The 25,335-nt window shown below is 73.1% G+C and carries 14 protein-coding genes and 2 pseudogenes; 3 read left to right on the plus strand and 13 right to left on the minus strand.

What is annotated here, in order from left to right; translation table 11 throughout:
- Positions 1-7 precede the first annotated feature (7 nt).
- The 9 genes from ACZ6Q9_RS21105 to ACZ6Q9_RS21145 form a co-directional block, all read right to left on the minus strand.
- Complete coding sequence (locus ACZ6Q9_RS21105; RefSeq protein WP_393449376.1) at positions 8-2,023, minus strand: amino acid adenylation domain-containing protein; 2,016 nt, start codon at positions 2,021-2,023, stop codon at positions 8-10.
- Positions 2,020-4,908 carry a type I polyketide synthase gene (locus ACZ6Q9_RS21110; protein ID WP_396829449.1) on the minus strand — a complete coding sequence of 963 codons (2,889 nt, stop codon included), beginning with the start codon at positions 4,906-4,908 and terminating at the stop codon, positions 2,020-2,022. The genes ACZ6Q9_RS21105 and ACZ6Q9_RS21110 overlap by 4 nt, the downstream gene beginning before the upstream one ends.
- Positions 4,905-8,459 carry an amino acid adenylation domain-containing protein gene (locus ACZ6Q9_RS21115; RefSeq protein WP_396829450.1) on the minus strand — a complete coding sequence of 1,185 codons (3,555 nt, stop codon included), beginning with the start codon at positions 8,457-8,459 and terminating at the stop codon, positions 4,905-4,907. Before ACZ6Q9_RS21115 ends, ACZ6Q9_RS21110 begins: the two co-directional genes overlap by 4 nt.
- Positions 8,459-8,725 carry a phosphopantetheine-binding protein gene (locus tag ACZ6Q9_RS21120; RefSeq protein WP_350704528.1) on the minus strand — a complete coding sequence of 89 codons (267 nt, stop codon included), beginning with the start codon at positions 8,723-8,725 and terminating at the stop codon, positions 8,459-8,461. The genes ACZ6Q9_RS21115 and ACZ6Q9_RS21120 overlap by 1 nt, the downstream gene beginning before the upstream one ends.
- Entirely contained in the window at positions 8,725-10,995 is a 2,271-nt protein-coding gene (locus ACZ6Q9_RS21125; protein WP_393449367.1) for a beta-ketoacyl synthase N-terminal-like domain-containing protein, read from the minus strand. The genes ACZ6Q9_RS21120 and ACZ6Q9_RS21125 overlap by 1 nt, the downstream gene beginning before the upstream one ends.
- Positions 10,988-14,215: an amino acid adenylation domain-containing protein gene (locus ACZ6Q9_RS21130; RefSeq protein WP_396829451.1), complete on the minus strand. Its 3,228-nt coding sequence runs from the start codon at positions 14,213-14,215 to the stop codon at positions 10,988-10,990. Before ACZ6Q9_RS21130 ends, ACZ6Q9_RS21125 begins: the two co-directional genes overlap by 8 nt.
- Before the next feature lie 306 nt (positions 14,216-14,521).
- On the minus strand, positions 14,522-15,676 hold the full coding sequence (locus ACZ6Q9_RS21135; RefSeq protein ID WP_393262577.1) for a S8 family peptidase: 1,155 nt from the start codon (positions 15,674-15,676) through the stop codon (positions 14,522-14,524).
- A 337-nt stretch (positions 15,677-16,013) separates the two neighbouring features.
- Positions 16,014-16,853, minus strand: a complete 840-nt coding sequence (locus ACZ6Q9_RS21140) for an aminoglycoside phosphotransferase family protein (RefSeq protein ID WP_396829452.1) — start codon at positions 16,851-16,853, stop codon at positions 16,014-16,016.
- A gap of 5 nt (positions 16,854-16,858) precedes the next feature.
- On the minus strand, positions 16,859-17,623 hold the full coding sequence (locus ACZ6Q9_RS21145) for a LuxR C-terminal-related transcriptional regulator (RefSeq protein WP_393449358.1): 765 nt from the start codon (positions 17,621-17,623) through the stop codon (positions 16,859-16,861).
- A gap of 547 nt (positions 17,624-18,170) precedes the next feature.
- Between ACZ6Q9_RS21145 and ACZ6Q9_RS21150 the strand changes: the two genes are divergently transcribed.
- Complete coding sequence (locus ACZ6Q9_RS21150) at positions 18,171-19,418, plus strand: MFS transporter (RefSeq protein ID WP_396829453.1); 1,248 nt, start codon at positions 18,171-18,173, stop codon at positions 19,416-19,418.
- 85 nt (positions 19,419-19,503) lie between these two features.
- Here the strand turns inward: ACZ6Q9_RS21150 and ACZ6Q9_RS21155 are convergent, their stop codons facing one another.
- Together ACZ6Q9_RS21155 and ACZ6Q9_RS21160 are read right to left on the minus strand one after the other, a co-directional pair.
- Positions 19,504-21,141, minus strand: coding sequence for a BCCT family transporter (locus ACZ6Q9_RS21155; protein WP_396829454.1), 1,638 nt, complete (start codon positions 21,139-21,141; stop codon positions 19,504-19,506).
- 457 nt (positions 21,142-21,598) lie between these two features.
- The gene (locus ACZ6Q9_RS21160; RefSeq protein WP_393262589.1) at positions 21,599-22,219 is read right to left on the minus strand and encodes an L-threonylcarbamoyladenylate synthase; all 621 of its coding nucleotides are present in this window, start codon (positions 22,217-22,219) and stop codon (positions 21,599-21,601) included.
- 289 nt (positions 22,220-22,508) lie between these two features.
- Between ACZ6Q9_RS21160 and ACZ6Q9_RS21165 the strand changes: the two are divergent.
- Positions 22,509-23,617 (plus strand): annotated as a pseudogene (locus tag ACZ6Q9_RS21165) (IS630 family transposase).
- A 115-nt stretch (positions 23,618-23,732) separates the two neighbouring features.
- Here the strand turns inward: ACZ6Q9_RS21165 and ACZ6Q9_RS21170 are convergent.
- Entirely contained in the window at positions 23,733-24,605 is an 873-nt protein-coding gene (locus tag ACZ6Q9_RS21170) for a hypothetical protein (protein ID WP_396829455.1), read from the minus strand.
- A gap of 262 nt (positions 24,606-24,867) precedes the next feature.
- Between ACZ6Q9_RS21170 and ACZ6Q9_RS21175 the strand changes: the two genes are divergently transcribed.
- Positions 24,868-25,254, plus strand: a complete 387-nt coding sequence (locus ACZ6Q9_RS21175) for a transposase (protein WP_396829456.1) — start codon at positions 24,868-24,870, stop codon at positions 25,252-25,254.
- Here ACZ6Q9_RS21175 and ACZ6Q9_RS21180 read toward each other — a convergent pair.
- A pseudogene (locus tag ACZ6Q9_RS21180) lies at positions 25,186-25,335 on the minus strand (IS701 family transposase); the annotation flags it as partial. The gene ACZ6Q9_RS21175 and the pseudogene ACZ6Q9_RS21180 sit on opposite strands and share 69 nt — an antisense overlap.

The following is a 25,335-nucleotide window of genomic DNA, read 5'->3' on the forward strand; positions in this document are numbered from 1 at the left end:
GCCTCGGTCATGGACTCCCGACGTTCGACAGTTCGGCGGCGACGTCGGCGGTCGCGACGCGCCGGCGGACCCGGGCCGGCGGGGCGGGCAGGGCACGCCGGTCGACCTTGCCGTTCGCGGTCGCGGGCAGCTCCGGCAGGACCACGTACCGCAGGGGCACCATGTAGTCGGGCAGCTGCTGCGCCATGAAGGCGCGCAGCGCGCGTTCGGCCACCCGCTGCGGGTCGGCGTCGCGTTCGGTCACCACGTACGCCACGAGGGTCGCCGCGGCGCCCAGGTCGTCGCGCAGCAGCACGACGCTGTTGGCGACGAGCGGGTGCCGGTTGAGCACCGACTCGATCTCGCCGAGCTCCACCCGCTGCCCGCGGACCTTCACCTGGGTGTCGATGCGCCCGCCGTAGTGCAGGTGCCCGTCCGTTGACCACCAGGCCAGGTCGCCGGTGCGGTACACCCGCTGCGGCCGGCCGGCGACATCCGTCTCGACGAACCGCTCCGCGGTCAGGTCGGGCCGCCCGGCGTACCCCCGGGCCAGGCAGTCCCCGCCGAGGACCAGTTCCCCGGGCTGGCCCAGCGGGGCGAGCGCGCCGCGCTCGTCGAGGACGTACGCGGCGACGTTCGTGATCGGCCGGCCGATGGGGACGGTGTCGTCCGGTTCGGGCCGGCGGCACGGCCAGGCGGTGACGTCGATGGCGGCCTCGGTGGGCCCGTACAGGTTGTGCACCTCGACCTGCTGCAGGACGGTGGTGAGCTTGTTGACCAGCTTCGGCGGCAGCGCCTCCCCGCTGCAGACGACCCGGCGCAGTCCGGTGCAGCGGCCCAGGCCGGCCTCCTCGACGAAGAGGGCGAGCATGGAGGGCACGAAGTGCACCGTGGTCACCGACTCGCGGGCGATGACGTCGACCATCTCCTGCGGGTCGCGGTGCGCCTGCGCCTCGGCCGTGACCAGTGTCGCGCCGGCCATGAACGCCCACAGCAGCTCCCACACCGACACGTCGAAGGTGTACGGCGTCTTCTGCAGCACCACGTCGCCGGGGCCGATGCGGTACTCGTCCTGCATCCACACCAGCCGGTTGGCCAGCGACAGGTGCGTCATCTGCACGCCCTTGGGCGCCCCCGTCGAGCCGGAGGTGAAGATGACGTACGACAGACCCCGCACCACCTCCTCGGGGGCCCGGTAGCCGCGCCAGTCGACCGGCGCGGCGGGCAGGTCACCGCCCGTCAGCGGCCGTACGGGCACGGACGGCTCGCCGCCGGAGCCCAGCGCGGCCCGCCCCGGGTCGTCGGCCAGCACCAGCGCGGCGTCGGCCGCGCGGAGCATGAGGTCCAGCCGGGGGCGCGGGTGGGACGGATCCAGCGGCAGGTACGCCGCGCCCGCCAGCAGGACGCCGAGCACCGCGACCACCATCTCGGGGCTCCGCTCGGTGCACAGCCCGACGACCGACCCGGGTCCCACACCCTCGGCGCGCAGCCGCCCGGCCAGCGTCGCCGCCTCGTCCAGGAACTCGCGGTAGGTGCGGTCCCGTCCGCCGCCGCGCAGCGCGACGGCGTCCGGGGTGAGCGCCGCCTGGCGGCAGATCGTCTCGTGCACCGGCGTGCGGGGCGCGGGGACCGGCGCGGGGTTGAAGCCGAGCAGCGTCGCGCGCTCCGCCGGGCCGACCAGCGCGGCCTCCCGGACCGGCCGGTCCGGATGGGCGGCGAGCCAGGCGTGCAGGGTGTCCAGGCGCTCCTGCAGGTACGTGGGATCGCCGTGATGCCGGGCGAACCGGACCGGCACCCCGGCCAGGACCGCCGGCACCCCGGGGCCACCCGTGGTGGGCTCTGCCAGCACGACGTCCGCGGACGCCGACCCCTGCTGCCGACTGGGCGTCTGCGCGCGTACCTGGGTCAGGGTGCTGTCCGGGGAGACGCGCACCAGGACGTCGCCCCGCGGGCCGTGCACGGCGACCGACGTCGCGGCCGAAAGGCGGTGGCAGAGCACGGCCGCCACCGCCGCGACCAGGTCCAGATCGTCGTGGCCGCTCATATCGTCACCAGCCCGGCCAGCGTGCGCGGCGTGGGGTCGGCGGAGAGCACCTCGACCGGGATACGCACCCCGAACCTGCGCTGCACCTGCGTGATCATGCGGATGAACAGCAGCGATTCACCACCCAGCACGAAGAAGTTCGCGTCCGGGTCAATGTCGGGAGTGCCGAGCATCCTGCCCCACAGCTCCATGATCTCGTCCACCACCTCGGTCTCGCCGGCGCCGACGGAGGCCTGCTCCGGTTCCGCGATGCCGGCGGCCGGCGCCGCCGGTACGGGGTCGAGCCAGTGTCGGGTGCGGGCGAACGGGTACGTGGGCAGCGCGACCCGCCGTGCGCTGCTCTCACCCCGCACCGCGGTCCAGTCCACGGCCGCCCCGGCGGTCCACAGCCCGCCGAGTCCGGCGAGCACGTCACCGGCGTCGACCTGCGCCCTCGGCCGGGGTTGCAGGGCGAACGTGGGCACCCGCCCCCGGTCCTGCGTCGTCTGCCGGGCCATGCCGGTCAGGGCGGTGCCCGGCCCGACCTCGACCAGGACCGGGTCGGGCAGGTCCAGCGCGGTCAGCAGCGCGTCGTGGTAGCGCACCGGGCTGCGCAGCTGCGCGGCCCAGTAGCCCTCGGCACGGGGCAGCCCCCTGCCGAGCAGTACGCCGTCGATGCTGCTGACGACCGGGACGGTGCGGGGTCGCTGGGCGATGCGGTCCGCCTCGGTGCCGAGCAGTCGTGCCGCGTCGGCCATCATCCGCGAGTGGAAGGCGCGCTGCGCGGGCATCGCCCGGCAGTGCACCTCGGCCGTGGCCAGGCGCTCCCGCAGCTCGGCGAGCTGCGCCACCGGCCCGGCCAGCACGGTGAACTCGGGGGCGTTGTACGCGGCCACGTCGAGGCCGTCCAGGCCCGCCAGGTGCTCCTCGACGGTGGACGGCGGCGCGAGCACGGCCAGCATGCCGCCCTCGGGCGCGTCCTGCATCAGCCTGCCGCGGGTCGCGACCAGGCGCAGCATCTCGTCGGCGGCCATCTCGCCGGCCAGCGCCGCGGCGGCGAACTCGCCGATCGAGTGGCCGATCAACGCCGCCGGGCGGACGCCCCACGACACCAGCAGTTTGCCGAGGGCGAGTTCGTGCAGCGCCAGCGCGGGCTGGGTGACGTCGGTGCGGTGCACGATTCCGTGCGGGTCGTCGTCGACCAGCACGTCGCGCAGGTCCAGCCCCAGGACCGGGGCCAGCAGCGCCGCCCCGTGGTCGAGGTCGGCGCGGAAGGACGGGTGGCGGTCGTAGAGGCCCCGCGACATGGCGGGGAACTCCGCACCCTGGCCGGGGAACAGGAACACCACGCTGGGCCGGCGCGCCGCCTCGCGGACCGGCGCCTTGGGCAGCCGGGTCAGCGCCGCGGTGACGTCCCGCGCGGCGACCGCGAGCCGGTGTGGGAAGTGCCTGCGGTACGTCTGCGACGTCAGCGCGACATCGCCGACGGCCAGATCGGGGCGTTGCCGCAGGTGCTCGCCGAGCTGCTCGGCGGCCTCGCGGACCGCCTCCGGGCTGCGCCCGGACAGCACGATCAGCTCGGTGCGACCGTCGACCACGACGGGACCGGGCGCGACCGGCCCGTCGGCCTCCTCCAGCACCACGTGGGCGTTGGTGCCGCCCAGGCCGAAGGAGCTGACCGCCGCCCGGCGCGGGCCTCCGGCGGAGTCCCACTGCCGGGCCACGCTGTCCACGGTGAACGGGGACGACCCGTCGAGCAGCTCGGGGCGGGCCTGCTTGAGGCCGGCCAGCGGCGGGATCTGCCGGAAGTGCAGCGCCAGCGCGGCCTTGATGAGCCCGGCGACGCCGGCGGCCGCGTCGAGGTGGCCGACGTTGGCCTTGACCGAGCCGATCGAGCACGGCTGCTCGCCGCGCCGGAACACCTCGGTCAACGCCGCCAGCTCGATCGCGTCGCCGACCTCGGTGGCGGTGCCATGCGCCTCGAGGTAGCCGACGGTCGCGGGGTCGACGCCGGCGGCGGCGTACGCGCGCGTCAGCACGTCGATCTGTCCGGCGATGCCGGGCGCGGTGTAGCCGACCTTCATGCCGCCGTCGTTGTTCACCGCCGAGCCCTTGATCAGGGCGTACACGGTGTCCCCGTCGCGGCGGGCGTCCTCGGCGCGTTTGAGCGCCACCATGGCGACGCCGTTGCCGGGGACGGTCCCGTCGGCCGAGGCGTCGAAGGGCCGGCACGTGCCGTCGGGCGACATGATTCCCTTCGTCTCGTAGAGGTAGCCGGCCTGCTGCGGCACGGCCACGCAGGCGCCGCCGGCGAGCGCGACGTCCGAGTCGCCGGTGCGCAGGCTCTGGCACGCCAGGTGCACCGCCACCAGCGACGTCGAGCAGGCGGTCTGCACGGTGACCGCGGGGCCGCCCAGGTCCAGCCGGTACGCGACCTTCGCGGCCAGGTGGTCCTTCTCGTTGCCCAGCACCACCGACAGCAGCCCCTGGGTCTCGACCAGGCCGGGCTGCGCGAACACGTGGTGCAGCGCGTAGTAGTTGAAGCCGGCCCCGGCGAACACGCCGACCCGGCCGAAGGGCTCCCGGGTGGCCAGGCCGGCCGACTCCAGCGTGGCCCACGCCGTCTGCATCAGCAGCCGGTGCTGCGGATCCATGGTCTCGGCCTCCCGCGGCGTGATGCCGAAGAAGGCGGCGTCGAACAGGTCCGCCTCGGCCAGCACGCCGCGCGCCGGCACGTACGCCGGGTCGTCGAGCCGGTCGGCGGGCACGCCGGCGGCCAGCAGCTCGCCGCGGGTCAGCTCGCTGATCGTGATCTTCCCGGCGGCCACGTTGGACCAGTACTCCCAGACGTCGGCGGCGCCGGGGAACCGGCCCGCCATGCCTACGATCGCGATGTCGCCGTTCATAATGATGCGCCTGCTCCTTCGGTCTGTGCGTGCAGATGCCGGGCCAGCGTCTGGACGGTCGGGAAGCGGTAGAGGTCGGTCAGCGCGACGGTCCGGCCGGCCAGCCGCTCCTGGAGCAGCCGGCGCACGATGGCGAGCCGCAGCGACTCCCCGCCGACGTCGAAGAACGCCTCGTCGACGTCGAAGTCGTCGGTGCCCAGCGCCTCCACCCAGGCCCCCGTCACCAGCTCCTCGAACTCGGCGAGCGACGCGGAGCGCTGGGCGGGAACCCGCGCCGGCTGTCCGGCCGTCGCGGCAGCGGTCGCCTGGTCGCTCGCCGTCGCGGCGGCGGGCACTGCGGCAACGGCGGACGCCGCGGCGGCGGGCTGCGGCACCGCGGCCAGCGCGCCCAGGGCACGGAGGTCAACCTTGCCGTTGCGGTCGAGCGGGAACTCGGCCACGGTCACCCACTGCTGCGGTCGGGCGTACGGGGCCAGCTCGGCCTCCACCGCACGGCGCACGTCGGCCACGACAAGGCCCTCGGGCGCGGGCTTCAACGCGGCGCACAGGCGTACGCCCGTCACCGGGTCGCCGGTGGTGAACACCACCGCGTCCCGCACCCCGGGCCGCGCGCGCAGCCGGCGCTCGACGTCGACCAGCTCCACCCGGTGCCCGGCGATCTTCACCTGGCGGTCGTTGCGGCCCAGGAAGCGCAGCTGGCCGTCCGTGCCCCAGCGCACCAGGTCCCCGGTGCAGTACAGGCGCACTCCCAGGCCCGCGTGCCGCACGAAGGACGCGTCGGTGCGCACGGGGTCGTTGAGGTAGCCGTCGGCGAGCCCGCCGCCCGCCGCCCACAGTTCGCCGATCGCGCCCGGCGGCACGAGGCGCCCCGACGGGTCGACGACGTACAGGTCGGTGCCGTGCACCGCCGCACCGATCGGCAGCGGGTCGGGCGTCGCGTCGGCGTGCTCGACCGAGTACGTCGTGGTGAACGTGGTGTTCTCGGTGGGGCCGTAGCCGTTGGTGAGCCGCAGCCCCGGGCAGGCCCGCAGCACCCGGCGCACGTGCGCCGGGGAGACCACGCCGCCGCCGGTGAACAGCTGCCGCAGCCCGGCGAACGCGTCCGGGCGGTGGTCGGCGACCAGGTGGAACACGCCCGAGGTGAGCCAGGCGTGGGTGATCCCGGCGGTGGGCAGGAACTCGGCCAGGCCGCTCGGCGTCGGTTCGCCGGGTGGGAACACGACCACGGTGTCGCCGTTGGCGAGCGGCACCAGCAGCTCCAGCGTGGACGCGTCGAACGCCAGCGGGGACAGCCGCATCATCCGCATGCCCGCCCGGTCGGCGAACAGCCGCGGGTCGTCGGCCAGCCGCAGCACGGCCCGGTGCGGCACGACCACACCCTTGGGCACGCCCGTGGAGCCCGAGGTGAAGGAGACGTACGCGGTCCGCGCCGGGTCGGCCGGCGCCGCCTCGACCGGGCCGTCGTCGGACCGCGCGGGGCCGGCCGGCGCCGAGTTGGCCCGGCCCGGCGCACCCCCGCGCGCCTCGACCGGGCCCTCTCCCGGCTGCGCCAAGGCGTCCAGACGGGCGAGTGGGCAGTCGGCCGCGCCCGACCACTCCGGGCCGGGCGCGCCCGCGCCGAGGCGGGCCCGCGGCGCGACGGCTGCGGCCAGGTGCGCCCGCCACTCGCCGGTGGCGTGCTGGTCGACCGCGACGTAGTGCGCGCCCAGCCGCAGCACGCCCAGCACCGCGACCGCCTCGGCCGCCGAGCGCGGCACCTCCAGGATCACCGCGTCGCCGGCGCGCACGCCGTGCACGTGCAGCAGCCGCGCCTGCGCGACCGCGTGGTCGTGCAGTTCGCGGTAGGTCAGCGTGAGCCCGGCGTGCGGGTCGACCAGCGCGATCCGCTCGCCCGCAACCTCCGCGTGGGCCGCGAACCGGCTCCACACGTCGTCGGCGGTGTCGTGCGGCCCGCCCGCGCCCAGCGACCGCAGCCGGGCGTGCTGCCCCGCCGACAGGGTCGTGAGATCGCGCAGGGCCGCGTCCGGGTCGGCGGCCATCTGCCGCAGCGCCGCCTGGAACGACTCGGCCAGCTCCCCGGCGTCGGCGGCGGTGAGCGCCGACGTGGCGTACTCCAGGGCGAAGCGGGGGCGGTCGGACCACGACTGGAGGTAGAGCAGCGCGTCGAAGACCGCGCCGTGGCAGTGGCCCTCGTGCACCCGCCAGGTGCGCCCGCCCGCGACCAGTTCGTCGGGTACCAGCTCGTGGTGGGCGGCGAAGCCGAGCTGCGCGAGCGGGTTGCGGCCCGGGTCGGTGGTGACGCCGAGCCCGGAGACGACCCGTTCGAACGGCACGTCGGCGTCGGCGGCCGCCTCGGCCATCGCGCCGGCCACGCCGCGTACGTGGTCGCGCACGCTGGCGTCGTCGGGCGCGGCGCAGCGCACCGGGACGGCCCGGGTGCACAGGCCCACGACGGCGTCCATGCCCGCCTCGAACCGGCCCGCCGCCGGCACCCCGAGCACCAGGTCGGTCAGGCCGGCGCGGCGGGACGCGGCCAGCGCCCACGCCGCCATGGCCACCGATGTCACCGTCACCCGGCAGTGCCGGGCCAGTTCGGTCGCGGCCCGCGCCGCCTCGGCGTCGAGGTGGAAGTGCAGGCGCGCGCCGCGTCCGTCGGCCTCGACGACGGGCGGCAGGTCGGTGGGCAGCGCCACCGTCCGGGGCGCGCCGTCCAGCCGGTCCGCGATCCGGGCCAGCGCCTCGTCCACCGCCCCGGCCTTCTCCCGCGCGGCGAGCCGCGAACCGATCCAGTCGGGCGACGGCGCGGGGCCCGCCGGACCGGCGCCGGCGTAGAGCTCGGCGAACTCGCGCCAGAGCACCCCGATGCTCCAGCCGTCGCTGATCGTGTGGTGCACCAGCATGGTGAGCAGGTCCCGCTGCCCGGCACGGGTCAGCACGAAGACGACCGGCGGCTGCTCGAAGGGGCGCAGCAACTGCGCGGCCGACCGGCCGTAGAGGTCGTGCACGGCGCGTACCGGGTCGTCGCCGGGCAGCGTCTGGTGCAGCAGCCGGGGCTCGTACGGCGCGGGCAGCACGATCCGGGCCTGGCGTGGGTCGCGGACGAAGCGGGTGCGCAGCGCCTCGTGGCGGGTCGTCAGCTCGCGCAGCGCCGCGCGGGTCCGGGCCGCGTCGAGCGGCCCGTCCGCCTCGAGGGTGAACATCAGGTGGTACGGCGCGTCCTGGTCGAGCAGGTGCGCGGCCAGCATGGACCGCTGGCCGGGCAGCAGCTCCAGCTCGGCGGGCCGCTGGGCCGCCGGCGGCGGCGCGGTGTCCACGTGGTCCACCGCGCCGGCCAGTGCCTGCGCCAGCGGCAGCGCCGACAGCAGCCGGGCGCTCTCCACGTGCGCGCGCAGCTCCCGCTGGCCGAGCGAGACCAGCGCGATGGCCTGCAGCGAGGTGCCGCCCAGGCCGACGAACGACTCGGAGGCCGCGGCGTCCCGGAGGTGTTCCGGGGCGAGGCCGAGCACCTGCGCGGCGAGCGGCGCCCAGGCGGTGAGGTCGGGGGCGGCCATCAGACGCTCTCCGCCACGGGCCTGTCCAGCGGCACCTGGCCGGCGATGTCGCGCAGGTCGGCGAAGCGGGGGTTCTCCAGCACGTGGCCGAACATCACCGCGAGGTTGAGTTCCTGGCGGATCAGGGTGCTCAGCCGCAGCGCGCTGAGCGAGTGGCCGCCGAGGTCGAAGAAGTCGTCCTCGTCGTCGACGGTGTCGACGCCGAGCACCTCCATCCACAGCTGTTCGAGCTCGGCCACCCAGGTCCGGTCGGTTACGTCGCGCATCAGTGGTGCCTCTCTGTGTCCAGTCGGGTCGCGGGGGCGTCCAGGTAGTGCCGGGTGGCCGCGAAGGGGTAGGTGGGGGCGGGCACGCGGCGCCGGCCGGCGTCGTGCGCGCGGTCCCAGGCGTCGACGACGCCCAGTTGCCACAGCGCGCCGACGGTCGCCAACAGCCGGGCGTGCCGGTCGGCGGGCAGCGCGGGCTGCTCCGGGCCCAGGTGCGGGGTGACGCTCGTGCCGACCTCGATCCAGAGCACCTGGTCGAGGTCGGCGGGCAGCGTCGCCGGCGCGGGCGGTTCGGCCGCCTGCGCCCGCCAGTACGCGAGGTCGTCGTACTCGGTCAGCGGCTCCCCGCCGGAGGTGTGGACGGGCAGGTCGGGCGGGCCGAACCGGCTGCCGTCGACGTGGGCGCCGCGGATCAGCGCCAGCGCGTCCGCGACGGACATGATCCCGGCCACGACCGCGCAGGCCACCGCGCCGAGGCCGACGCCGGCCAGGGCGCGCGGTGCCACGCCCCGGCTGCGCAGCGACCGCGCCAGGCCGACGCAGGCCAGCAGCCGGGTGCAGCGCTCCCGGACGGCCTCGTCGAGGTCGCGCCCGCGCAGTAGCGCCACGCCCTCGTCGACGACCTGGCGGTACACCGGGTCGGCGTCGTAGTTGGGCCGGTTGCCGGTCAGCTCGCCGGCCCCGGTGAGGTGCAGCGCCACACCGCGCGCCCGCGCCTTGGCCACGACCTGCCGGACCGTCGGCGGCGAGGCGTGCGCTCCGGTCAGGAACGCGGCCCGCCACGGCAGCTCCGCCCGGCCGGTCCGCAGCGTGTACGCGAGGTCGGCCAGCTCCCCGGGCGCGGTCCCGGCCACCCACGCGACGGCGCGGTCCAGGCTGTCCTGCGCCGCGGTGGCGGTCTTGGCGGAGACCACGACCAGCTCGGTGACGTGGCGGCGCGGCCGGGGCCGGGCGGCCGGGGCCTCCTCCAGCACGACGTGGGCGTTGGTGCCCCCGATGCCGAAGGCGCTGACCCCGGCCCGGCGTACGCCGTCGGTCGGCGCCCACGGCCGGGCCGCCGCCGGCAGCTCGAACACCGAACCGTCCAGCCGGACCGCCGGGTTGGGCGTGGCGAGGTGGGCGATCGGCGGGATCACGCGGTGCTTCAGCGCCAGCACCGTCTTGATCAGGCCGATCACCCCGGCGGCGGTGTCCAGGTGCCCGACGACCGACTTGGCCGCGCCGAGCGCGCAGGGCGCCCGGTCGGGCCGGTCGCTGTCGAAGACCTGCCGCAGCGCCGCCACCTCGATCGGGTCGCCGAGCGCGGTGCCGGTGCCGTGGGTCTCGACCAGGCCGATGGTGTCCGGGTCGACGCCGGCCACGCTCAGCGCTGCCGAGATCACGCCGGCCTGGCCGGTGGGGCCGGGCGCGGTGAAGCCCGCCTTGCGGGCGCCGTCGTTGTTGACCGCGCAGCCGCGGATCACCGCGTGCACGGTGTCGCCGTCGCGCAGCGCGTCGACGAGTCGCTTGAGCACCACCACGCCCGCGCCGTCGCCGGGCACCGTGCCGTCGGCTGCGGCGTCGAAGGCCCGACACCGGCCGTCGGCGGAGAAGATCCCACCGGGCTCGTGCAGGTGCCCGCGCCGGGTCGGCGGGGCCACCGTGGCGCCCCCGGCCAGCGCCAGGTCGGCGTCGTACGTCAGCAGGGCCTGCACCGCCTGGTGCACCGCGACCAGCGACGTCGAGCAGGCGGTCTGCAGCGTCAGCGCCGGGCCCTGCAGGTTCAGCTTGTACGCGATCCGGGTGCTGGCGAAGTCCTTGTCGCTGCCGATGATCAGCCCCAGGCCGCCGGCCGCCTCGACGGCACGCTCGTCGGGCCACACGTTGTCGAGCAGGTAGACGTTCAGGCCGGTGCCGACGTACACCCCGATGCGGTTGCCGTCGGCGGCGACCGGCGGGTGGCCGGCGTGCTCCAGCGCGGCCCACGCGCACTCCAGCAGGATCCGCTGCTGCGGGTCCATCAGCGTGCTGTCCGACGGCGAGTAGCTGAACAGCCGGTGGTCGAAGCAGTCCGCGTCGCGCAGCACCGCCCGGGCGGGCACGAAGTCGGGCCGCTCCACCAGGTCCTTGGGCACGCCCCAGCCGACGAGCTGCTCGGCGGTGAAGAAGGTGACCGCGTCGATGCCGTTGACCACGTGGTGCCAGAACAGGTCCAGGTCGCGTTCGGCGCCCGGGACGCGGACGGCCATGCCGACCACGGCCACCGCCGCGCTGTCGTCGAACTCAGCCACGGCTGCCTCCCCCGGCCCGGCGGGCGGCGAGCAGGGCGCGGCCCTGGCGGCGCTGCGCGGCGTGCGCGTCGGCGACCACGGGGGCCGCCTGCTGCAGATGCGCGGCGCAGCCGGCGACCGTGCCGGCGCGGAACAGGTCCGTCACGGAGACCTCCAGGCCCTCCTCGGACAGCCGCTGCTGCAACGCGATCAGCGCGAAGCTGTGCCCGCCCAGGTCGAAGAAGTTGTCGTGCAGCCCGATGTCGCCCCGGCCGAGCACCTCGCCCCAGGCGGCCCGGATCCGCTCCTCCAACCCGGTGCCGGCGGTGTGCTCGCGGCGCGTCGCGGGTGCGGCGGCCGTGCGCGCGGCGCGGCTGTCGGCCAGCAGTCGGGCGGTGTCCACCTTGCCGTGCGCGGTGAGCGGGATCGCCGCGACGGACAGGATCCGCGACGGCACCATGTACGCCGGCAGGATCGCCCGCACGTGGGCACGCAGCTCGCGTTCGGCGTCCGGGCCGACCTCGCCGACGACGAAGGCGACCAGTTGGTCGTTCTCGGCCGCGACGGCGCACGAGCGTACCGCCGGGTGGGTCAGGAACGCGCCCTCGACCTCGGCCAGCTCGACGCGGTAGCCGCGCAGCTGCACCTGGGTGTCGTTGCGGCCGAGGTACACCATGTTCCCGTCGACGCCCCACTTGACGACGTCGCCGGTCTTGTACATGACGCCCCCGCCGTACGGATCGGGCAGGAAGCGCGCCTCGGTCAGCTCCGGGTTGTCCACGTAGCCGTGCGCGACGAGCACGCCGCCGCAGTACAGCTCGCCGGGCACGTTGACACCGGTCGGCCGCAGGTCCTCGTCCAGGACGTAGCAGCGCCCCGACGGCAGCGGCACACCGATGTCGCCCTCCGTGACCCGGGCCAGCTCGCCGGTGGGCACCTCGACGATCGTGACGTGGATGGTGCCCTCGGTGATGCCGTACATGTTGACGAACACCGCGCGCATGCCCGGCGCGCCGGCGACCAGCGACGTGACCCGCGACCAGCTCAGCGCCTCGCCGCCGAGGACGACGTAGCGGATGCTGGAGACCTCGTCCGCGCCCAGCAGCCGCAGGTACGGGGGCAGCAGCCGGTAGAGCGCCCCCGGGGTCTGGAACACCACCGTGACGGCCTCGCGGCGCACCAACGCGGCGAGCCGCTCCCGGTCCACCAGGTCGGCCTGGTCGGCGATGACGAGCCGGCCGCCGGTGCTCAGCGCCCCCCACATCTCCCACACCGAGGCGTCGAACGAGAACGAGCTGGCGGCCAGCCACACGTCGTCGGCGGTGATGTCGAGGCCGGCGGGGGTGGGGCTGTTCAGCGCGTCCAGGCCGCCGTGGCCGACGATGACGCCCTTGGGCACGCCGGTGGAGCCCGAGGTGTAGATGATGTACGCCTGGTCGCCCGGCCCGGGGAACGTCTCGGCGACCACGGACGCCCCGTCGAGGGTGTGCGCGTCGGCCATTCGGATGTCGCGGCCCCGCGCCAACGCGGCGGCCGCGTCCGCGGTGCCGGCCTCCACCAGCATGATCGGCATGGCGGCGCTGGCCGTGATCAGTTCGAGGCGCTGCTGCGGATACTCCGGGTCCAGCGGCACGTAGACGCCGCCGAGCTTCCAGACGCCGAGGATCGCCGCGATGACCGCGGGCGAACGGCGCAGCAGCAGCCCGACCCGGTCGCCGCGCCGCACGCCCCGGTCGGCCAGGCCCGCCGCGATCCGCCCGGCCCAGCGGTCCAGTTCGGCGTAGGTGACCTCCACGTCCCGGTGGCGCACCGCCACGGCGTCCGGGGAGTTCGCCACGTGCCCGGCGAACCGACGCAGCACCGACGGGTGGTCGACGGGCTGCTCCGGGATCGGCGGGTTCACCCCGGCGGTCAGCAGCAGCCGCTCCGCCTCGTCCACCATGGACGGTTCGGCGTCCGGCTCGTCGACGACCGACCGGAGGAAGGCCAGGTAGTGCGTGAGCAGCGTCGCGACGGTCTCCGGGGTGAACAGCTCGGTGCTGTACTCGGCGCGCACGAACGGCGCGCCGGTGGACACGTCGAGGGTCAGCCCCAGGTCGAACTTGGTGACGTCGACCTCGACGTCGACCTCGGTCAGCTTCACCCCGTCGAACTCGGGGAACGCGAACGGGAAGTTCTGCACCGTCAGCGAGGTCTGGAACAGCGGCGCGTGGCTGAGCTGCCGCTCCCCCACGGTGGCCCGCACGATCTGCTCGAACGGCACGTCCTGGTTGGCGAACGCGGCCATGCTGGCCCGGCGGGCCCGCTCGACCAGCTCGGCGAAGCCCGGCCGGCCGGACACGTCGAGCCGGATCGGCAGCGTGTTGACGAGGCAGCCGACGATCCGCTCCTCGGCCTCGTCCATCCGGTTGGCCACCGGCACCCCGACCACCACCTCGTCCTGGCGCGCGTACCGCGACAGCACCGAGGCGTACGCGGCCAGCGTCACCGCGAACAGCGTCGCGCCCCGCGACCTGGCCCACGCGGTGAGCCGCTCGACCAGCTCGGGCTCGACGGGGCGCCGCAGCACCGCGCCGCGGGCGCTGAGCACGCTCGGCCGGGGGAAGTCGGTGGGCAGCGCGAGCTGCGGGACGTCCCGCAGCTCGGCGCGCCAGAAGTCCAGCCCGGAGCTGTCGCGCTCCCAGGACTCGCGTTGCCGCCGCGCGTACGCCAGGTAGGACTCCGCCGGTTCGGCGTACGCGGCGGCATCCGGGCCGGACACCGCGGCGTTGTACTCGGCGGCGAGGTCGCGCAGCAGCAGGCCCACCGACCAGCCGTCGCAGGCGATGTGGTGCACCAGCACGGCGAGGGTGTGCTCGTCGGGGCCCCAGGAGCGCAGGAAGGCGCGCAGCACCGGCCCGTCGCCGAGCCGGAACGGGCGCCGGGCCTGCTCGGCGACGAGGGCGTGCAGGAAGGTCTCCTGGGTGTCCCGGTCGGCCCGCCCACCCGCCTGGACGTCGATGTCCGCGTGCGGGGTGGCCGACACCCGCTGGGTGAGCACACCGTCGACCAGGGCGAACGTGGTGCGCAGCGCGTCGTGCCGGGCGACGACGCGAGTCAGCGCCCCGCGCAGCGCCTCGGGCTGTAGCGCGCCCTGCAGGTGGACCGCGAAGGCCACCACGTACGCCGGATTGCCGGGCTGGAGCTGGTTGAGGAAATAGAGCCGTTCCTGAGCGAAGGAAGCACGACCGGTACGAACCATGCATCGATCGTGGTCCGCCGGACGTCCCGCCCGGCAGAGCGACCTTCCCCGCCCCGCCAGGGAAAACCTCCCGGTCGGGTGCCGGACACCCACACGCCGTCGCCGGACACGACTCGGCCCCCGGTCCGGCGGGTCAACCGTCGGACCGGGGGCCGGTCAGGCTGGGCACGCCAGGCAGGTCCCGACAGGACCGGCCGGCGGATGGTGGTGAGGGACGGTTCGACTGCTCGGGAGGTGCGGGCCCGGCCTGGAGCGGCGCGTGGGGTGGCCGGCAGGTGCCGGCCACCCCACGCGTCTGTGGGACGGTCAGAGGCCGCCGGTGAAGACCAGCCGGTTGGGCGTACCGGCCAGGTCGCCCTGGACCACGCCGGTGGTGGCGTTGCCGACCAGCCAGCTGTGCAGGGTGGCCTGGGAGGCGTCACCGTTCACGCTCTTGTAGAGCGCGGCGATGCCCGCGACGTGCGGGGTGGCCATCGAGGTGCCGTTGAAGACGGCGGTGGTGTTGTTCGGCTGGGTCGACAGGATCGCCGAGCCGGGAGCGTAGAGGTCGACGCAGGCGCCGGTCGAGGAGTAGCTGGCCCGGGCGTCGGTGTTGGTCGACGCGGCGACGGCCACCGCGGCGGTCACCGCCCGGGGCAGCCGATCGCACGAGTCCGCGCCGGTGTTGCCCGCCGAGGTGGCCAGGAAGACACCGGAGTTCATCATCCCGGTGATCGCGGCGGCCATCGTGTCGGAGTAGGTCCAGTTCCACGAGGTGTTGGCCACCGCCGGCTTCGCCGCGTTGGCGGTCACCCAGTCGATCGCGGCGATGGTGGCCGAGGTCTTGCCCGACCCCTGGCAGTTGAGGATCTTCACGGCGTGCAGCCGGACGCCCTTGGCCACCCCGTACGTCTTCGAGCCGATCGTGCCGGCGACGTGGGTGCCGTGCCCGTCACAGTCGGTGTTGCGCCGGTCGATGGCGTTGTAGTCGAAGCTCGCCCGGCCCTCGAAGTCCGGGTGGGTCACGTCGATGCCCGAGTCGATGACGTAGGCGTGCACGCCGGAGCCGGTGGCGGTCGTGGTGTAGCTGTTGGACAGCGGCAGCGTGCGCTGGTCGACCCGGTCCAGGCCCCAGGACGGCGGGTTGGCCTGGGTGCCCTCGGCGACGCCGTCGAGCCAGGCGTCCTGCTCGACGGCGAGCACCGCGGGATCGCGGCGCAGCGCCTGCACCTGCCCGGCGGTCAGCTCGGCGGCGAAGCCGTTGACAGCCCGTTCGTAGACGAACCGCGGGTTGACCGACAGGGCACGGGCGATGCCACGCGGTTCGGCGCCCGGGCGCAGCCGGACGATGTACTCGCCGGGCACCGGCCGCACGCCGGGCGCGGCGGACGCCGCGTTGACCGGTGCGGACGACGTGGACGCGGGTGCCGCCGCAGCCGGTACGGCGACCAGGGTGCAGCCCGCCGCCACCAGCGAAGCCATCAGGACTCTTGATCTCACATTGCCTCCCAGAATGACCCGGTGTCATCACTGGATGACGCCGCGGTGAAGAGGCACGCTAGTCGGAGCACTGTCGAGCGTCAATGCCTTCCTCGCCCTGCGGACCGGAGGGCAGGTGGCCGACGGCCGGTCGTGACATCGACTGTCGCGTCCGGCCCGGCGACGCCGGCCGGGGAAGACGGTGGACAGGGTGGCGGCGGGTGAGCCCCGCCGCCACCGCACGGTCAGCAGACCTGGCGTCGGCGTAGCCCGCGCCACCTGCCACCAACCGTGAACCGTTCCCCCGCGACAAGCGCCACCGAGCCCGACGGAGCGACGACTAGTATTCGCCACGCCCGAAGGCGGCCAGCTCCGCGGAGTGGCCGGGGTTGCTGACGTACGTCGCCCCGATCGGGGCGGTCACCCGGCACCACATGTCCAGCCGTTCCACGTCGATGCCGGCCGCCGCGGCCAGCTCGTCGCGCCGGCGCAGCATCTCCGCGCGGTCCAGGCCCTCCAGCACGTAGTCGACCGCGTCGAAGCACGGGTCGCCGGCGCAGGCCATCGGGTCGATGGCGACCAGACCCTTCGCGCTGCCGCTGAGCACGTTGCCCAGGTGCAGGTCGCCGTGCAGCAGCACGGTGTCGGTGGGCACCGCGAACAGGTCGTCGCGCAGCCGCTTCGACCCGGCGAGGTCGGCGCCCCGCCGCACCGCCGAGTTGAACAGCACGTCGATCCAGTCCTCCAGCCGCCGCGGCGCGGCAGCCGGGTCCCCGGCGCCGTGCAGGTCGTTGAGGAACGCGGCGTACTCCCGCGGCGACGGCGGCTGCGGCATCTTCTCCACCAGCGTGCCCGGGTGGATCGACTCCAGCAGCACGGCGCCCTTGGCGGCCGCCAGCACCGCCGGCACCCGCCCGCTGGGCGCGAACTGGCGCAGCATGTCGACCTCCTCCCGTACGGCGTAGCTGTCGGGCGACAGTTTCAGCACCGCGTCGCCCTGCGGGCCGCGGCACCGGAACACCACCGAAGAGTTGCCGGACTTGAGCCGGTCGCCGAGGTCGAGCTGCCACTGTGCGACGAGCTCGTCCAGGCGCTGGGGCAGCGTGCCGACCCAGCGGTGCGCCGCCTTGCCGAACCGCGGCTCCAGCCGGCTCGCGATCGCTTCCAGATCCAGGGTCATCCCGCTCACCTCTCCATCGATCGCGCGCCGGCGCAGGCGGCCGAGCCGCCCACCCCCGGCAGGGACATGGCGCCACGCCTACGCGCCAGCGGTACGCCGCCACCGGACACCGTGTCGAGACTCGACCCGTACGGCCCGGGGCGCTCCAGCCTGGCCTTGCGGGCGACCTCGATCGCCTCGTGCCGGTCCGACACGTTCAGCTTGCTGAAGATGGTCGAGATGTGGTTGCTGACCGTCTTCGGCGAGAGGTTCAGCCGCGTGGCGATCGCCACGTTGCGCATGCCCGACGCGATCAGTTCCAGCACCTGCCGCTCACGCGTCGTCAGCTCCGGGAAGAGTTGCTGGTTGCGCGGCTCGCGGCCCAACTGCCCGATGAGTTGGTCGGCCACCCGGGGGCCGAGGATCACCTCGCCCGTCGCGATGCCCCGGATCGTCCGCACGATGCCGTCGCCCGGGCAGCTCTTGAGCACGTAGCCCCGCGCACCCGCCCGCATGGCCGCGAAGACCGCACCCTCGTCCTCCACCGCGGTGAAGACCAGCACGGCGGTCGAGGGCGACATCCGGGCGATCTCCTGCAGCGTCACCCCCACCTGGAAGCCCGGCAGCTCGATGTCGAGCACGAGCACGTCGGGGCGCAGCGACGCCGCGCATGTCATCGCCTCCCGCGTGGTCCCCGCCTCGGCGACCACGCTGACCTCAGCCGAGGAGGACAGCAGGGCATGCAGGCCCCTGCGTACCACCGGCTGAGCGTCGGCCAGCACCACCGTCACGGTGCGAGGCTTCGCCTCGCCCGCGACACTTCCCGGGCTCCGCCTCATCGTATGAGCCAGTTCCGAGGTCGAGCCAACGCTGACCATTACGACACCTCACCCCGTCCTAACCGGCCCGCGACGCCTCCCTTCCGGAGGCGTCGCGGAAGCGCCGACCTCCGCGTCGGCGTGAACATCTACTGACGGCGAACAGAACAACACATGAAGTCAGTCGGACGGAAGCCATGTCAATCTTCTGACGTATTTTCCGAAATCAATTTAATACGACCATCCGGTACCCTTCTCGGCCGACGGAGCAGCCCGCGACAGACCGGGAATGCCGGGACGATGTACCCGCAGGTCCCGCCTCCGCGCCGCACGCCGGGACGCACCGCCCGCCCGGACCAGGACAGGCGCCTAGCGCACCGCGCCCCGGACGTCCAGCGGGAAAGTTCCCTGCCCACCCGGGAAGTCGTCCCGACCCCGGTCCGCCGAACGCCCTGTCCCGCCCGGCTTCGCCGCGGCGAGGATTGACGCCGGCCGCTCCACCACACAAGGATGTGCGAATATGCCCTTGTCACGAATGATTGATTTTTCATCCCGTTTGGTGCCGACCGACCCGCTACGCAGGAAACTGATCGCGATCCGGCTGGCCGAATCGATCGGCAAGGGAGTCTTCCTCAGCGGCAGTGTCGTCTACTTCACGCTCCGCGTCGGCCTCGACCCCAAGCAGGTCGGCCTGGGCCTGTCCGCCGCCGGCCTGTCCGCCTTCATCTCGTCGGTCGTGTTCGGCGTGATCGCCGACCGGGTGGGGGCGCGCAGGCTGCTCGTCATGCTGTTCGCCGCGCTGACGGTGGGCTTCGGGCTCTACGCCCTGGTGGACAACGCGATCCACTTCTTAGCCCTGGTGGTCGCCGTCGGCTTCATCGAGTACGGCACCGGCCCGACCAACGGGGCCCTCGTCGGCAACCTCGTGCCCGCCGAGGAACGGGTCAAGCTCAAGGCGATGATGCGGTCGGTGTTCAACATCGGCTTCAGCATCGGCATCGGGGTGGCCGCCGTCGCCGCGCTCGACCAGCGGCTGCTCGTGCTGATCCCGCTCACCACCGCCGCGCTCATGGCCAGCGCCGCGCTGCTGGTCACCCGCCTGCCCGACGTGCCGTCGCGTCCCGTCCCGGTGGGCTTCAAGCGCTTCGCCGCCGTACGCGACCCGCGCTTCCTCTCCGTCATCGGCGTCTCGACGGTGCTCGCCTCCCACGTCACCGTCATCCTGGTCACGATGCCGCTGTGGGCGCTCAACCGCACCTCGCTGCCACACTTCCTGATCCCGTTGCTGCTCATCTTCAACACGGTGTTCGTCATCCTGTTCCAGGTACGGGCCAGCCGGGGCGCGGACACCGTGGAAGGGGCCGGCAGGCTCGCGCGGCGCTCCGGCTACTGGCTGGCCGGCGGCTGCGCGGTGATCGCGGTGACGGCCCTGGACGACAACGTGGTGCTGGTCTCCGTCGCGATCGTCGCCGCGGTGCTGATCCTGTCGGTGGCCGAGGTGATGCAGGCCGCCTCGGGTTGGGGTCTCGCGTTCGGCCTCGCCCCCGAGCACGCGCAGGGCGAGTACCTGGGCGCGTTCGACCTGCACGTGATCACGCAGAACATCATCGGACCGGCCGTGCTGTCCGGCCTGGTCATCGCGTTCGGCTTCTGGGGCTGGCTCGGCATCGCGGTCGCCGCGCTGGTGGCGTCGGCGCTGATCATCCCGGTCGCGCAGCGCAGCCAGGCCACCCTCGTCCCGGAAACGGCCTCCGCGACAAGCCCGTGAACAGCGGCTCGACCACCGAAACGGCCAGCACCACGCAGCCACGGGCCGGCCCCGGTGTGGGGACGGCTCGCGGCCGCGTGATGGGTCAGGAACGGTCGGGGTCCGCGTGCTCCGGCCGCGCGGCGGCGGCCACCAGGGCCCGAATCTCCGGGGCCATCGTCGCGCTGAGGGGTTCGCGACGCAGCTCGCGCAGCAGCCCGGCGACCATGCCGACCATCACGAACAGGAACGGCAACGCGGCGAGGATGGTCAGCGACTGCAGGGCGGACAGGCCACCGGCGAGCAGCAGCACGGCGGCCACCAGGCCGGTCAGGATGCCCCACATGGAGACCAGCCATGCCCTCGGTTCGAGGTTGCCGCGCGAGGAGAGCGTGCCCATCACCACCGAGGCGGCGTCGGCCCCGCTGACGAAGAAGAGGGCCACCAGCACCATCACCAGGATCGCGGTGACGGTGAAGAGCGGGAACTCCCGCAGGACCGCGAAGAGCGCGGCCTCCGGGCTCTCCGCCACGGCGGCCGAGAGGTCGGTGCCGCCGAGTTGCAGGTCGATGGCGGTACCGCCGAACACCGAGAACCAGGCGAAGCTGACCAGGCTCGGGATGGCCACCACACCGAGGACGAACTGGCGGATGGTGCGGCCCCTGGAGATGCGGGCGATGAACGCGCCGACGAACGGGGTCCAGGAGATCCACCACGCCCAGTAGAAGATGGTCCAGCCCGCCATCCACTTCTCGCCCCCGAAGGCGCCGGTGCGGAAGCTCATCGGGATGAGGTCGTTGAGGTAGCCGCCGGTCGAGGCGGTGAGGCTGTTGAGGATGAAGACCGTCGGGCCCACCACGAGCAGGAAGAACATCAGCGCCACCGCGAGCACCATGTTGGTGTTCGAGAGGAACTGGATGCCGCGCTTGACGCCGGTCACGGCGGACACCACGAACGCCACGGTGAGCACCGCGATGATCCCGATCGCCAGCGGGGTGGACTTCGGCACGCCCCAGAGGTTCGCCAGGCCGCTGTTGATCTGCAGGGCGCCCAGCCCGAGGGAGACCGCCGATCCGAACAGCGTCGCGAAGATCGCGAAGATGTCGATGGCCTTGCCGGGGCCCCGGTTGGCCCGTTCTCCGATGAGCGGGAAGAAGGCGCTGCTTATCAGGCCGCGCCGGCCCTTACGGAAGGTGAAGTAGGCCAGCGTCAGACCCACCACCGCGTAGATCGCCCACGGGTGCAGCGCCCAGTGGAAGAACGAGTACTCCATGGCCACGCGGGCGGCCTGCTGGGAGTTCGGTTCGGTGAGACCGCGCGGCGGGGTCCCCAGGTGGGACAGCGGCTCGGCGGCGCCCCAGAACATCAGGCCGATGCCCATGCCGGCGCTGAACATCATCGCCACCCAGGAGACGGTGGAGAACTCCGGCTTCTCGTCGTCCCGGCCGAGCTTGATCCGCCCGTACCGGCTGGACGCCAGCCAGACCGACAGCACGACGAAGGCGGCGCTGGCCAGCACGAAGACCCAGCCGAACGCCCTGACCACCCAGTCGAGCGCCGCGCCGGTGACCGACGCCAGGTTGTCGGTGGCCACGATGCCCCACACGACGAAAAGCACGGACACCGCGGCGGCGATCCCCAGCACCGTCCGGTCGACGTCTCCCGGGCGGCGGCCCGGCTGGACCGGCGCTTCTCCTAACGGGGTGTTGTTGTCAGTTGACGTACCTGTGGCGGGCACGGCCATGGTCTGTGGACCTCCGTGGGCTCGCGGGAACGCAGGCCGCAGTTCCGGCGCTGTTTCCCGCCGGTGGGCCCGCAGTTCCGGTTTGTCCCGACCTGGTCAGCGGTCTGGGAACTCGGAATGGTGTCTCCGGTTCATAGGCGATCTTGCGTGAATGGCGAACGTACGCGCGGTTCGCCGGGGCTCGACCGCCACTGACGCCGGCGACGGGCCGCAATCACTCTCGGTGTCAATCTTGGAGGAGACCCTGCGATCTCATGACAGTCCCATGACAAGACCGGCGAAACGTCACGGACCGTGGACGAGGGCGGTCTCACGGCCTCGCGCGGTGACACGCGCAGCAGCGCCATCGTGATCAGGCCGGACGCGCCTTCCATTTGCGCAAGCTGTCGTGCCGGCCGCGCACGCCGCGGAGGGAAAGCCGACGGGTAGGTGGACGCCGATCAGGGCGGCGGTGAACTCACGCGAAGCGGGACGGGTCCCCCGCCCCCTCGCGTAGGATCTCCGGCTCGGGTTGCGACAGGTCGACCACGGTCGTCGGCTCCTTTCCGCAGTCGCCGGCGTCGATCACCGCGTCGAGGACGTGGTCCAGCCGTTCCTTGATTTCCCACCCCTGGGTCATCGGCTCGTCCTCGTCCGGCAGGATCAGGGTGCTCGACACCAACGGCTCGCCGAGTTCGGCCAGCAGCGCCTGGGCGACCGTGTGCCGGGGGACGCGTACGCCCACCGTGCGTTTCTTGGGATGCAGCAGCCGACGCGGCACCTCACGGGTGGCGGGCAGGATGAAGGTGTAGCTGCCCGGGGTGCATGCCTTCACCAGGCGGAAGACCGAGTTGCTGACCTGCACGAACTGACCGAGCTGGGCGAAGTCCCGGCACACCAGCGTGAAGTGGTGCCGTTCGTCCAGTCGCCGGACCTCCCGGATCCGATCCAGCCCGGCCCGGTTGCCCAGCCGGCAGCCGAACGCGAAACACGAGTCCGTCGGGTAGGCGACCAGCCCGCCGTCCCGGATCAGGTCGGCGACCTGGCGGAGGACCCGGGGCTGGGGATTGTCCGGATGCACGTCGTAGTACCTCGCCATACGCCGAGACTAGTACTTCAGCCGACGCCGCCATCGTTACCATCGATGTTGGTGGTCGGGTGGTCGGATGGTGGTGATCAGGTGTGCCGCCGCTACCGCGACCGTCCCCACGGGTTGCGTTCGACCCAGTCGCCTGCAGACCGCCGTGCTCATGGCGCCTCCGGCCGCCCATCGCTGCATTTCACGCCAAGGGCGATCTCTAGTGCCGTGACCACGAACGTTCACCGTGTTGGATAACACGCCGTCTGGCCTGCCGGCCCGGCAGTCTGGTGGCACTCAGGCTGTGGCGGTGGCAGAACCCGTTCGCGTACGGCGGCTCAGTGACCAGGAGGGTCAGCAGCTGCTGAAGATCACTCGTAGAGGTACCGGCTCGCCGATTCGGTTACGGCGGGCGATGGTCGTGTTGGCGTCTGCCGGCGGGAATACGGTGCCGGCGATCGCTCGCCTCGTTCAGGCGGACGAGGACACGATCCGGCAGGTCATCCACCGGTTCAACGAGATGGGAATGGCCAGCCTGGACCCTCGGTGGGCGGGTGGCCGTCCCCGCCAGATCAGTCCTGACGAAGAGCAGTTCATCGTCGAAACGGCCAACACCCGCCCCAAGAAGCTGGGGCGGCCGTTCACCCGGTGGAGCATCCGCAAACTCGCCGACCACCTCTGCTTGCATCCCACCCGACGGGTCCGGGTGGGCCGGGAACGGCTGCGGCAGATCCTGCACCGGCACCGGATCACCTTCCAGCGGACCAAGACGTGGAAGGAGTCCACCGACCCGCAGCGCGATGCCAAGCTCGCCCGGATCGAGTACGTGAGCAGCCACTTCCCGCAGCGAGTGTTCGCGTTCGACGAGTTCGGGCCCCTGGTGGTCCGCCCGCAGGCAGGGCCGGGCGGGCGCCGGCCGGGCACCCGCACCGGCTGCCCGCGAACTACCACAAGCTGCACGGGGTCCGGCAGTTCCACGGTTGTTACTCCGTCGGTGACGACCAGCTCTGGGGCGTCGTCCGGCGCCGTCAGAGCGCCGCGAACACCCTCGCCGCGCTCAAGTCGATCCGGGCCGTGCGTCCGGACGGGGCGCCGATCTACGTGATCCTGGACAACCTGTCCGCGCACAAGGGCTCGAAGATCCGCAGGTGGGCGGCCCGGAACAAGGTCGAGCTCTGCTTCACCCCGACCCACGCCTCCTGGGCCAACCCGATCGAAGCCCAGTTCGGGCCACTACGCACCTTCGTGATCGCCGGCTCGAACCACCCCGCGTTGACCCGGAAACTGCAGGCCTACCTGCGCTGGCGCAACGCCAACGCCCGCCACCCCGACGTACTGGCCGCCCAACGCCGCGAACGCGCCCGCATCTGCAGCGAACGACAACGACACTGGGGCCAACCCGCCACTCGCGCAGCCTGACCCCAACACCGTCAACGTTCGTGGTCAGAGCACCAGCCGGCCCGTGGGCCTCGGCGGGCCACTGTGCCCCACGCCGATCCGACGTGGTGGAGCGCCCGGGCCCGGCGTCGTCGGGTCAGTAGCCTTCGAATTCACTCACGGCGTCGGGGTGGGCGAAGAAGGCGCCAGGATAGCGCGGCGGGTACCGCAGGGCGACGTCGCGGTCATCGGGCGGAAAGGCCCGATTGATGCCGAGTGCCACCTCGTAGCCGCCGTGGAGGAGTAGCTGTTTCGCTCCCGGAATGTACTCGTTCTCGACCTGATACCGCAGCTCGGTGAACTTGGCCCGCACCGCGTTGCCGAGCGCCACCAGATTCAGGGCCTCGGGACCGCCGTCGACCCCTGCTTGAAGCGCTCTGGTGAGGGTGCTCGTGAATGGGTCGATCTCGCTCCCGAACAGCATTACCCGGCCAGCGCCCAGCAGCGACAACTGTGGGCCGTGCCAGTGACCGGCCGGTGGGTCCGGCAGGGTGAAGTGCCGCGCGGCGATCTGCGGGGAATCGCAGTCCAGCAGGACGACGAGTCGGGTGGCCGCACTGTTCCGCATCAGGTCGGCGACCCTCCTGAGCACGGACCGCCGGCTGCCCGGATCCTCGGTCCACTGCTCCGCGCCCTCGGGGGTCTCCCAGTATTCCGGGCCGGTCGCGGCGTAGGAGAACAGCAACGTGTCCGACGCCGCCGCCGCGGCCCGGCGCACGGCGTCGATCACCGCGTCGGGGGACTCCCCGCGCACGAGCTGTTCGGTGTGCGCTTCGAGGAAGGGCGTACCGATGTTCGGGGAGACGAGGGTGCGGGCCAACGCCCTGGTCGCCTCCACCGCCGACTCGTAGCCGTGGCCGAAGCCATGGTCGGCGTCGGGGTCGGGGGTGTCCCGGCCGACGAGGACGGCTCGGGAACCGGCGAGGACGGGCAGAAGCGGATGTCGTCGCGGGGTCGCGTCGGCTGTCATCACTCCATTCTGGAGACCGAGAGCCGGCCAGTCGATGTCCCCGGCCGTGTCGGCGTCGGGGGGAGCGCGAGCCGGCATCTCGCGTTGCAGGTCGCTCCCTGCGGGCCGGCTGCGGCGCGTCAACCGCCGTGCCCGTACCGGCTCGGCCAACCCGCGTACCCCGCTCTCAGCAGCACCATCACCGCCGTCGAGAGTGAGCCCCTACCGCCTCGTCCAAACGGACGACACTCGGCGTGTCACCAGCCCGGTGAACGCTCCGAAGTTGGCGTTGCTGGCGTTGACCGCTGAGGAGCGGGACGTGTTGCAGGGCTGGGCTCGTCGTGGGAAGACGGCGCAGGCGTTGGCGTTGCGGGCGCGGATCGTGTTGGCGTGTGCGGATGGCTTGTCCAACAGCGAGGTCTCACGGCAACTCGGGGCGTCGCTACCGACGGTCGGTAAGTGGCGCAAGCGGTTCATCACGCAGCGACTGGCGGGGTTGCAGGACGAGGCTCGTCCTGGTGCGCCGCGGAAGATCACCGACGCGCAGGTCGAGGCGGTCATCGTCAAGACCCTCGAAGAGACGCCGCCTAATACTCCAACGTCACTTTGCCTGTCTGCGCTGGTAGTGGGATCGTCGGGCTCGGGCTTGGGATTTTCGTCGCCAGGTTGACCAGTGCAGGGTGTGCGCTGGTGATAGCGGTGCGGTGAGGACGAAGGCGTTGAGGAGCCGGCGGATCTCAGCGACGGTCAG

The sequence above is a fragment of the Micromonospora sp. NPDC049139 genome (assembly GCF_055586845.1).